Below are 9861 nucleotides of genomic sequence, written 5' to 3'. Positions count from 1 at the left end.
CTGGGAGGTCTTTCTAATTTCCCTGCATACGCTCCAGCCATCCATTTTAGGCATCATGACATCGAGAATAACCAATGAATATTTCTGTTGTTTAAAAAGATTTAAAGCTTCAATTCCGTCTGAGGCTTCATCAATATCATATCCCTCCAGACTGGTATATTCCCTGATCATTTCCCTGATCCGTTCCTCATCATCCACTAAAAGAATTCTTACCTTTTCTATGCCGGCCACCTTCTTAGATCCGGTAAGTAAAAAAGAAAAACCCAGTAACCACAAGACCTGATCTCCGGCGTACTCACCAAAAAGCTTGTTCCAGGTTAGAGAGACTAATTAGAAAAATTAGTGTCTCTAGGTAACAGTGAAAGCGCCGGAAAACGAAAGTCAGGAAGAACTCATAAAGGGAATCAGAAACTAAGAAGCACACTCATAGAAGCAGCCAGGGCTGCCGCCCGAACTAAGAATACCTATTTGTCCAGTTTAATAATCACCGTCTTGCTGCAAAAAGAGAGCAAACTGTGCTGCCGTAGCAATAGTTGTGTAGTTTTTGCCAGCCGCTAATGTCCCTATTGGGAACCACTTACTAAAGCAATCACGGCCGATGTCAAATGATTTGTGGAAGAAAGGCAAAACTATCGTTTATTTAAAAACTTTTTCTCAAGCAAGAATTTTTTAGTTTGTTCGGAAAATTTAAAACAAATTTGCCCAATAGGCAGGAATATTGTGAAAAGACGTAGTATTATAAATATACAAAATTAAAAATAGATTTCGTAATACGCAACAGGAGATGAGGCTTAATGAAATCTGAAAGAGATAATGTTGTTCAATCTCTGGATAGGGCTTTAGATATTCTTGAAGAATTGTCAAGACATGAGTCTGGCTTAGGTGTTACCGAGATAGGCTCCATTGTCGGCTTGCATAAAAGTACGGTTCACCGTCTGCTTCATACTTTAATGCTTCGAGGCTATGTAGAAAAAAAGAACGATACCGAAAAGTATCGATTAGGTTTAAAGCTTATCAGCCTGGGTCAGGCAAGGCTTGATAGTATGGAAATTCGGTCCGAAGCCCGCCCATTTCTGCAGGAGTTAATGGAGCAAACACAAGAAGCTGTGCATTTGTGTCTGTGGGAGAATGGAAAAGTTGTGTATATTGACAAGGTTGAAAGCCGCAACTCTGTGCTCATGTATTCTCGTATAGGCCGTGTTGCACCCATACATTGTACAGGTGTTGGCAAAGTGATTGCTGCATTTCAGCCTGAAGCAGAAGTTATAAAAATTATTAAAGAGAGTGGTTTGGTTTACAAGACTGATAAAACCATCACCCAACTGGATAAACTGCTTAAGCACTTTGAAGAAATAAGGAGGCAGGGGTATGCCATCGACGATGAGGAACACGACCCGGGACTCCGGTGTGTTGCCGCTCCTGTTCGGGATTACAAAGGTAATGTAATTGCTTCAATAAGTGTGGCTGGTCCTACTATACGGGTAACTAAAGATCGAATTGAGAAAGAATTAGCTACAATGTTGATTGAAACTGCCAATAAAATATCAAGGCAGCTGGGCTACAGACAATAAAATTCTATTTAAAAAATTGTGATTTTTTTGAAGGAAAAGAGAAAAATTAATAGAATTAATAAATAATTCAAAACAGTGTTTCATATTGCAAAACTATTTTATTTTTCCTGCACAAAAGAAACAGGGTTTCGTTATATGAAACATTTTAATAATAGCTACAAATAGAAACGTTGTTTTGTATAATGAAACATCTTATTAAACCCTAATTTAGCGTACTAAGGCTAGGAGGATACGGTCATGAGTACACAACTTTTTGATTTAAACGGTAAGGTTGCCATTTTTGTGGGTGGCGGCGGTGGTCTTGGCAGAACGATTAGTTTAGGTTTAGCGAGAGCCGGGGCCAATGTTATCCCTGTGAGCCGAAATAAAGAGCGCAATAGAGAAGTCGTTGAGGAAATCGTTGCATTAGGACGCAAATCCCTGTTAACCTCTGTAGATGTTACTGATGAACAAGATGTAAAACGCCTTGTGGATGAGGTTATGGCGAAATTTGGTCACATCGACATCCTAATCAACGCAGCCGGTAAAAACTATAAAAAACCAGCATTGGAGTTGACAGGGGAGGAATGGGACGACGTATTGGCTGTCAACCTTAAGGGTACATTCCTAGCCTGTAAAGCGGTGGGAGAGAAAATGATTGCTCAGAAGAGTGGCAAAATTATAAATATTGCCTCACTTGGCTCTCACCTGGGCATCACCCGCTCCGCAGCTTACTGTGCCAGCAAAGGGGCTGTACTTCAACTAACCAAGGTATTAGCAGCAGAGTGGGCTCCTTACGGTATTAATGTGAACTGTATTTCTCCGGGATATTTTAAGACCCCGTTAACAGAAAAAATGCTTTCTGTGAAAGAGACCTACGATAAAATTGTAAATCGGACACCGATGCAGCGACTGGGGTTACCTGAGGATTTAGTTGGAGCAACTATCTTTCTTTGCTCTGACGCCTCCAATTTCGTAACCGGCAGTACCATAGCTGTTGATGGTGGTTTCCTTTCATTAGCCATTTAATTTTAATTATGAAAGAAAAGGGGGGGAGGAATTGACAAGTAGAATGAAAGCTGTTGTTTACCTGGGAAAAGAACAAATAGCTGTTAAGGAGGTAGAAAAGCCTAAGTTAAAGCCCGGCGAGGTTTTAATTAAAGTTCATTCTGCCGGAATTTGTGGTTCTGACTTGGGGATTTATGCCGGTAAGCATCCACGAGCTAAGGCACCCCTGATTATGGGGCATGAGTTCACCGGTGAAGTGGTAGAAACTTTGGCAACAGAGTCGGACATTAAGGTAGGGGATAAAGTAACAGTCAACCCTTTAATATCCTGCGGTAACTTGAACCTACCCCGAATCAATAGACACTAAAAACGCACAATATCTAACTGTCTCACAAAATTGCTTAATTATATAATATTTAGTATGTTATGTTAAGGTGAAGGTGGCTTTTTAATTCGCCGGAGTACCACCTTGATATATGATCATGGTCGTTTATCGGAGCGATAGCGGAGACCCTTGACATGGAGAATGCCCGTGTTAGCCTTTCATGGCAAGGGGCACTAAGCGAAGCTGGGTTGCCCTTGGCCCTTGGAAACACGGGTGCGAGGCTCCATGTCAAGGGCGACCAAGGGTTAGTTTTATGCACCAACATTTAGCGATCACGCTGCCTTTATAACTTCCATCGGTGTTTTGTAACAGTTGCTAGAATGTATGCGCCGTCGGTTGTAAAAGACTTCGATATATTCAAATATGGCTGCCTTGGCTTCGGCCCGCGTCTTAAACCGCTTACCGTACAACCACTCTTGTTTGAGCTTGCCCCAGAATGATTCCATAGGAGCGTTGTCATAGCAGTTCCCTTTGCGGCTCATGCTACATATAAATTTATTTTCATTTAGTATGGCCTGATATTCTCTGCTGGCATATTGGACACCGCGATCGGAATGTACCAATAGCCCTTCTTTCGCACCAGTTCTGCCTATGGCCTGGTTTAGGGCTTCTATGACAAGTGACTTTCTCATGTGCTCGGCCATGGCAAAGCCAACGATTGGCCTGCCGCACAAATCCATAACACCGGCGAGGTACAGCCACCCTTCATCGGTTGCAACATAGGTGATATCACTTACCCACTTTTGATTTGGCTTATTTGCTGTAAATTCGCGGTTAAGCAGATTTTCAGCAACCTGGAGGTTATGATTTGAGTTAGTCGTTGCCTTATATTTTTTTACGGTCTTTGATTTGATGCCGTTTTTTCTCATCAGCCTGTATACACGATTTTTGCTAGGTGCGCCGTCGTTCTTTAGTTCGTTGGTTATGCGAGGATATCCGTATATAGCGTGGTTCTTCTTGTAGATAGCCTTTATCTTTTCGAGCAGCAACTCATTTTCTATTTCTCGATTGCTTTTGGGTCGCCTTAAATATGCGTAAAAACCGCTCCTTGATACCTGGAGCACCTCAGCCATCTTCGCAACCCGAAATTCGGAGCGGTGTGTCTCCATGAAACGAAAGCGTTCTATTTCTGGTTTTTGGCGAAGTAGGCTGCCGCCTTTTTTAAGATGGCGTTTTCCTCTTTCAGATCCATAATTTCTTTACGAAGCCTACGCAACTCATCGTCAGCCTTGTGCAGGTGACCGCTTCCGGGAAAGGCATTTTCGCCGTGTTTACCGAACTTCCTTATCCACCCATATAGCGTGGTGGGACTTAAATCTAGTTCCCTGGCTACCTCAGCGGCAGACTTTTCCCCCGCCTTCACACGATTGACTGCCATAATTTTGTATTCTTTATCAAATGTTCTCATTTAGGACACCTCCGTTATTTTATTGTATCACACGTTCTATGTGTCCATAAAATCGCGGTAAGGTCAACTGTCAACCTTGTCAGACCGGTAACGCTCATGTTTGCAAAAAGCTTGGCTTAATAGGGATTGATATTGACGGGGGTTTCGCTGAGTATGTGAAGGTAGATGCAGCTAAAGTGCTCAAACTTCCACAGGATTTGCCTTTGGATGTAGCTTGTTTGGTGGAACCACTGGCAGTTTGTGTTCATGCGGTAAGGAAATCGATTCTAAAAGCAGGAGATACTGTTGCAGTCCTGGGAGGCGGGCCCATTGGTTTACTTACCGCCATTACAGCCCGGTACGCAGGTGCATCTCGGGTTTTCGTTACAGAAGTAAGCGAAAGCCGCCGTGACCTCGCCCGAAGCCTTGGTTTTACTGTAATCGACGCTAGTCAAGATCCCGAAGCGGAAATCTTGAGCCTTACCAGAGGTAATGGTGCAGATGTGGTTTATGAAGCCGCCGGTGTTCCTGCTACTGCGACCCTTGCTACACGGCTGGTTAAAATTACGGGACAGATTGTAATTGTGGGAGTCTTTAAAGAACCTGCCAAGGTTGATTTGCAGGCCGTTAATTTCAGGGAACTTTCACTCATCGGTGTGAGGGTGTATACTCCCCGGGATTATGAAGTTGCAATTGACATGTTAATAAAAAATCAAGAAATTGGCCGTGTTATTTCACATAAACTACCCCTGGAACAGGCACAGGAAGGAATTGAACTTATGCGGGGGACCGGCCATTCTATGAAAATCCTGTTACAACCCTAAAAGAAATTTAAGGAGGAAGGTAAATGTTTAAGAAATTAGTGACCATCGTTTTGGTAATGCTGATGAGTTTCCTACTGGCCGGATGCGGCGGTAGTGGTGGGGAAGAGAAAAAATCCGCCGGCGGTGACGGTGCTTATACCATCAAAATTGGTTCTCCTGTTGTAGAAACTCACCCGGCCCACAATGGATTTCTTAAGTTTATCGAACTGGTTGAAAAGAATAGTAACGGCAAAATTAAGGCTGAACTTCATGCTAATGGCGTTTTAGGTGGCGACCGTGAATTAACCGAAGCAGTGCAAATGGGTACTGTAACCATGACCCTTTCTTCCACCTCTCCGGTAGCAAACTTCGAGAAGTCCTTCTACCTGTTTGACCTACCCTTCTTGTTCCCGGATCGGGAAACTGCTTATAAAGTTCTGGATGGTCCTATTGGCCAAAAACTTCTTGATAACCTGGCAAGCCAAGGGATCAAGGGTTTGGGTTACTGGGAAAACGGATTCCGTCATATTACCAATACCTGAATCCGTGATTTACCCAGCAGGCAGTCCCTCGGATTGATGTTAGTGATAAAATTTGTATTTTGCCGATGCTATTTACAATAATCTGCTAATCCTCTACAGGAGTACCCTAAAATTGACAACAGCAATCTAAGCACACGTTTTGTGCTTTGGTTTTATATTTTTTTTTGTGGATAACTTTATCTTGCTAAACACACAGAATAGGCTTGCTTAAATGTTTCAAACCAAGGACTATGCCTGCCAAACTGTAGTTTCTTCTTCCTAGCGTGCGATATTAACCGGGATGCCAATGTAATTAGGTTCTGTATTACTGTCCTTATCCTGCGGCGCTCTGCCTGCTTACGTAAAGGCACATGCTTCATCTGGGTTGTTGATTGACCAATGATCCTTAATAGGTTATAGGCCATTACCCCAAAATGTAGCACTAGGTTGTTGGTGTCAAATTTGCCAGAGGGCAGTCTTTCTAAATCCAGATCTGTCTTGAGTTCACTATGAAACTGCTCGCTAGTGCCATGTTCATGGTACAGTCTTTCGATTATATGGGGTAAATCAGGCAGTGATGTCCAATATGTTTCGGCTTCCACTTGAGGGATAAGAAAGATCTGACCATCTTTGCCAGAGGTTCTTTCCGTAATTTTGTAAACTACTCTGATTTCCCTGTTGAGTTCTTTTTTGTATTTCATCATGGAACCGTAGTAGACTTTTTTGCCTTCTCTTTCCTGACAGTATATATCTTTATTGTTTTTTGTATTGTTTTTTGCCAAGAGCAGCCACCCTTCGGGGGTTTCTTTACGAAGGTTCCTCTTGATTATGAAATCTGCCCGGGTATTTTCATTTAAGCAAATCTGGATATTATCTGCACTGTCATTACCTGAATCCATCCTTAAAAGCAAAGGCATTTGGGTGATTTTTCGAGCATATTGAATGCTTTTAGTAATAAATTCCGAGGTTCCCTTTTGGCAGTGTTCACTACCCTGGCGCAGTTCGGTATTTACACAGTAACCTTCCTTTGCTAAATATGCAAAGATGGGAGCATAACCATCAGTACCTTTGTAGGTTCGGGAGACCCCTTCCTTTTTGGTATTCGAGTTATCAAAGGGGGACACATCAATATCCAGCGGAAGATATGGCCTTTCTTTCTGGCCAAGGTACACCGGTGTTAGCGGGGCATTGGTTTTCTTGAGTAATTCTGCAGATTCTTCCAGCAAGATATTATTCCATTGTCCATCCTTAGCCATCATATCCAATCGCTGACGGAGGGTAGGACTGGAAGGGGTCTCTTTTATGTTTAGTGCGATGGAGAAAAAGTTATCTTCCCGGAAGGGTTCAATGTGGTCAAAATCACTCTTACCCTGGCACAACAACCCAATGTAGGCAATACCAACACTTCCATTAGAGATATGGGGTTTCTTTTGCTCAGTTGCCATTGTTTTATTCAGCCGTGTTTTTATTTTGGTGTTCGAAAGTAGTGCCCCTATAAGAGCCAGCCCAGAATGAGTGGTTAAATCTTCGTTACCTTGTTCAATTTCAAAAATGGTAAGTTTATCGTCATTCTTAATTTGGGCTTTGTTTTTCTTGTTTTTCATGTAGCACCCCTGAGGTGAAGATTAGAAATATGGATTAGATGTATATTTCTACATATTTCTTCGTCTACCTACAAATTATAGGGTGATACAGAAAGTTTATTTTGCGGATTCAGGCAATAGTAAGAGATCCATTAACAAACTGGAAGATATTAAAGGCCTCAAATTAAGAACAATGGAAAACCAGCTGCACATGGCTGCCTGGAAACAGTTGGGTGCTAACCCCACTCCGATGGCCTTTGGTGAAGTATTTACCGCTTTACAGCAGGGTACTGTAGACGGTCAGGAAAACCCGCTGGCACTGATTGACTCCAACAAGTTTTATGAAGCTAACAAGTATCTAACCCTGTCCGGTCATATCTATACTCCCTTTGTAATCATGATGAACAAGAAGTTTTTTGATGAATTGCCTCAGGATCTGCAAAAAGTTGTTTTAGATGCAGTTAAAGAAGCCGGCCAGTACCAACGTGACCTGATGAAACAACAGGAAGAAAAGAGCCTAAAGGTTATCAAAGATGCTGGCTGTGTAGTGAATGAACTGCCTGCCGAAGAAAAAGCCAAAATGGTTGAGGCTCTCAAACCCGTTTATGACAAAGGCGCTGAAATGATGGGTGGCCGTCAGTTAATAGATGAATTAATGGCAGAAGTTGAGAAAGTTAAGAAGTAAGATCCTCATACTGCACGGGGGTGTCCCCCGTGCAGTCATTAAAAAGTAAGGGGTGAGAGTATGGGCCTGTTACGAAAGATCGATAAACACTTGGAGGAGTACCTGTTAAGTTTTCTATTGTCCACCACCGTTATCTTGATTGCCGTACAGGTTTTTATGCGTTATGTAATGCATGCCTCCCCTTCGTGGACGGAGGAGTTGGCCCGCTATCTTTTTATCTGGATGGTCTATATCGGAATTAGTTACGGGGTAAAAATGCAGCGCCATATTAAAGTGGATGCAATAATGTTAATTCTCCCGTTTAAAGCCCAAAAATATCTTCTCATTTTTTCTAATATATTGTTTATTGTTTTCTGTGTGTTCATTATTCAACAGGGTACCGCTGTAGCTATGAACCTTCTTAGTTTTGGTCAAACGTCACCTGCCTTGTCGATTCCGATGGGCTATATTTACATGGCTTCTCCTATTGGGTTTTCTCTTGCTATTATCCGGTTGGTACAAAATATTGTAGTAATCGTTAGTGAATTGAAGGGGCTAAATCAGGAGAACAACATAGTGGGATCAACAATTAGAACTTCTGATTCCCGTTAATTCTAGTCAAAGAATAGAATTTAGGAAGGGTTGATTAAATTGGTAGCCCAGGTGTTATTTGGAAGTTTTGCCGCCTTTCTGGTTTTCAATGTTCCTATCGGGATTGCCCTGGGCCTGGCATGTATCCTGGCGTTTTTAGTCTCAGGCGCTCCTCTGACCATGTTAGCCCAAGGGATGATCACTTCAGTTGATTCTTTCCCATTAATGGCAGTGCCGTTCTTTATTTTAGCTGGGGACCTAATGGGAAAAGGTGGCATATCAAAGCGCTTGCTGGCGGTTGCGGATGTGCTGGTGGGACGGTTTCCCGGCGGTTTAGCAATGGTGACAGTGGCCACTTGTATGTTCTTTGGTGCTATTTCTGGATCTGGTCCGGCTACCGTGGCGGCCATTGGCATGATGATTATTCCGGAAATGGTTAAGGCAGGTTATGATAAGAAGTTTGCTGCTGCAGTAGTGGCTGCATCCGGTACCATCGGTGTTATGATCCCGCCTAGCATTCCCATGGTTATTTACGGCGTATCCACCAATGCATCCATCGGGGACCTGTTTATTTCCGGTATTTTACCTGGCATCCTGGTAGGTTTGTTTTTAATGGCATGGTGTTATATTTACGCTAAAAAGACTGGGTTAAAAGGATCAGAGCAGGGGTTTACCTTATCTCGACTATTAAGAGCATGTAACGATGCCAAGTGGGCATTGCTGGTTCCAGTTATTATTCTAGGTGGAATTTACGGTGGTGTATTTACACCTACGGAAGCAGCCGTTATCGCAGTGGTTTACGGCTTCATTGCCGGGGTCTTTATCTACCGTGAGTTAAAAATAACCGAAGTTCCCTCTTTAGTGGCATCTTCTGCACTAACAACAGCCACCGTCTTAATCATTGTAGGGACAGCAACCACTTTTGGCCGGTTACTTGCTCTGGAGCAAATTCCTACTATGCTGGCTAATGCTATTACAAACTTCTCGCAGAACCCCATTATTGTTTTGCTGTTGATTAACTTGCTTTTACTTATTGTAGGAACCTTTATGGATACCCTAGCGGCGATCATCATTTTAGCTCCCATTTTGCTGCCAGTTGCCCTAAAGTTCGGCGTGGATCCCATTCATTTCGGTGCCATTATGGTGGTGAACCTGGCCATTGGGTTTATTACACCGCCCCTTGGTGTGAACCTGTTTGTGGCTAATGGGATTTCTGGGGTATCGTTAGAGAAGTTGTCCCGGGCGATTATGCCTTTCTTTGCAGTGCTGGTATTGGCCCTTATGCTTATAACGTATATACCTGAAATATCTATGGGTCTGATAAACATGATGAAGTAGATAGGCTTGCAATTGCGGCCTGTTCTCTTCT

The 9861-nt window shown here is 42.9% G+C and carries 11 protein-coding genes and 2 pseudogenes; 10 read left to right on the top strand and 3 right to left on the bottom strand.

Features of this window, described 5'->3' with window-relative positions; genetic code table 11:
• On the bottom strand, positions 1–276 hold a 276-nt coding region (locus tag BUB67_RS13595; RefSeq protein WP_238457063.1), incomplete at its 3' end, for a response regulator.
• Positions 277–342: 66 nt separating this feature from the next.
• Here BUB67_RS13595 and BUB67_RS17450 point away from each other — a divergent pair.
• The 4 genes and pseudogenes from BUB67_RS17450 to BUB67_RS13575 all read left to right on the top strand — a co-directional run.
• Positions 343–506 (top strand): annotated as a pseudogene (locus BUB67_RS17450) (transposase); the annotation flags it as partial.
• 288 nt (positions 507–794) lie between these two features.
• Positions 795–1571, top strand: a complete 777-nt coding sequence (locus BUB67_RS13585) for an IclR family transcriptional regulator (protein ID WP_073239952.1) — start codon at positions 795–797, stop codon at positions 1569–1571.
• Between the two features lie 237 nt (positions 1572–1808).
• Positions 1809–2579, top strand: a complete 771-nt coding sequence (locus BUB67_RS13580; protein ID WP_073239951.1) for an SDR family NAD(P)-dependent oxidoreductase — start codon at positions 1809–1811, stop codon at positions 2577–2579.
• Positions 2580–2610: 31 nt separating this feature from the next.
• Complete coding sequence (locus BUB67_RS13575; RefSeq protein ID WP_238457062.1) at positions 2611–2925, top strand: alcohol dehydrogenase catalytic domain-containing protein; 315 nt, start codon at positions 2611–2613, stop codon at positions 2923–2925.
• A 290-nt stretch (positions 2926–3215) separates the two neighbouring features.
• On the opposite strand, the gene BUB67_RS13570 is transcribed toward BUB67_RS13575, so the two are convergent.
• A protein-coding gene (locus tag BUB67_RS13570) for an IS3 family transposase (protein ID WP_143157087.1) occupies positions 3216–4351 on the bottom strand; the annotation gives its coding sequence in 2 pieces (ribosomal slippage) (positions 3216–4090 and positions 4090–4351; 1137 coding nt in all).
• A gap of 77 nt (positions 4352–4428) precedes the next feature.
• On the opposite strand from BUB67_RS13570, the pseudogene BUB67_RS17250 reads away from it, so the two are divergent.
• The 3 genes and pseudogenes from BUB67_RS17250 to dctP (BUB67_RS13555) all read left to right on the top strand — a co-directional run.
• A pseudogene (locus BUB67_RS17250) lies at positions 4429–4533 on the top strand (zinc-dependent alcohol dehydrogenase); the annotation flags it as partial.
• A complete protein-coding gene (locus BUB67_RS13560) occupies positions 4507–5154 on the top strand; it encodes a zinc-binding dehydrogenase (RefSeq protein WP_073239949.1) in 648 nt (215 codons plus the stop codon). The pseudogene BUB67_RS17250 and the gene BUB67_RS13560, both read left to right, overlap by 27 nt.
• A gap of 23 nt (positions 5155–5177) precedes the next feature.
• On the top strand, positions 5178–5675 hold the full coding sequence (dctP, locus tag BUB67_RS13555; RefSeq protein ID WP_073239948.1) for a TRAP transporter substrate-binding protein DctP: 498 nt from the start codon (positions 5178–5180) through the stop codon (positions 5673–5675).
• Between the two features lie 176 nt (positions 5676–5851).
• Here the strand turns inward: dctP (BUB67_RS13555) and BUB67_RS13550 are convergent, their stop codons facing one another.
• Entirely contained in the window at positions 5852–7258 is a 1407-nt protein-coding gene (locus BUB67_RS13550) for an IS1380 family transposase (protein WP_073239947.1), read from the bottom strand.
• 82 nt (positions 7259–7340) lie between these two features.
• On the opposite strand from BUB67_RS13550, the gene dctP (BUB67_RS13545) reads away from it, so the two are divergent.
• The 3 genes from dctP (BUB67_RS13545) to BUB67_RS13535 are packed head-to-tail and all read left to right on the top strand — an operon-like array spanning position 7341 to position 9830.
• Positions 7341–7922: a TRAP transporter substrate-binding protein DctP gene (gene dctP, locus BUB67_RS13545; protein WP_073239946.1), complete on the top strand. Its 582-nt coding sequence runs from the start codon at positions 7341–7343 to the stop codon at positions 7920–7922.
• Positions 7923–7982: 60 nt separating this feature from the next.
• Complete coding sequence (locus tag BUB67_RS13540; protein ID WP_073239945.1) at positions 7983–8513, top strand: TRAP transporter small permease; 531 nt, start codon at positions 7983–7985, stop codon at positions 8511–8513.
• A 30-nt stretch (positions 8514–8543) separates the two neighbouring features.
• Positions 8544–9830, top strand: coding sequence for a TRAP transporter large permease (locus BUB67_RS13535; protein ID WP_238457061.1), 1287 nt, complete (start codon positions 8544–8546; stop codon positions 9828–9830).
• The last annotated feature ends 31 nt before the right edge of the window (positions 9831–9861 follow it).

The organism is Desulforamulus putei DSM 12395 (genome assembly GCF_900129195.1).
GTDB lineage: Bacteria > Bacillota > Desulfotomaculia > Desulfotomaculales > Desulfotomaculaceae > Desulfotomaculum > Desulfotomaculum putei.
Note: the sequence above shows the minus strand (reverse complement) of the source record. Positions and strands in the feature narration are given on the sequence as shown.

Excerpts from the sequence above, each read along its gene's own strand:
- BUB67_RS13585 (WP_073239952.1), top strand. The coding sequence starts at position 795 with ATGAAATCTGAAAGAGATAATGTTGTTCAATCTCTGGATAGGGCTTTA.
- BUB67_RS13580 (WP_073239951.1), top strand. The coding sequence starts at position 1,809 with ATGAGTACACAACTTTTTGATTTAAACGGTAAGGTTGCCATTTTTGTG.
- dctP (WP_073239948.1), top strand. The coding sequence starts at position 5,178 with ATGTTTAAGAAATTAGTGACCATCGTTTTGGTAATGCTGATGAGTTTC.
- BUB67_RS13550 (WP_073239947.1), bottom strand. The coding sequence starts at position 7,258 with ATGAAAAACAAGAAAAACAAAGCCCAAATTAAGAATGACGATAAACTT.
- BUB67_RS13540 (WP_073239945.1), top strand. The coding sequence starts at position 7,983 with ATGGGCCTGTTACGAAAGATCGATAAACACTTGGAGGAGTACCTGTTA.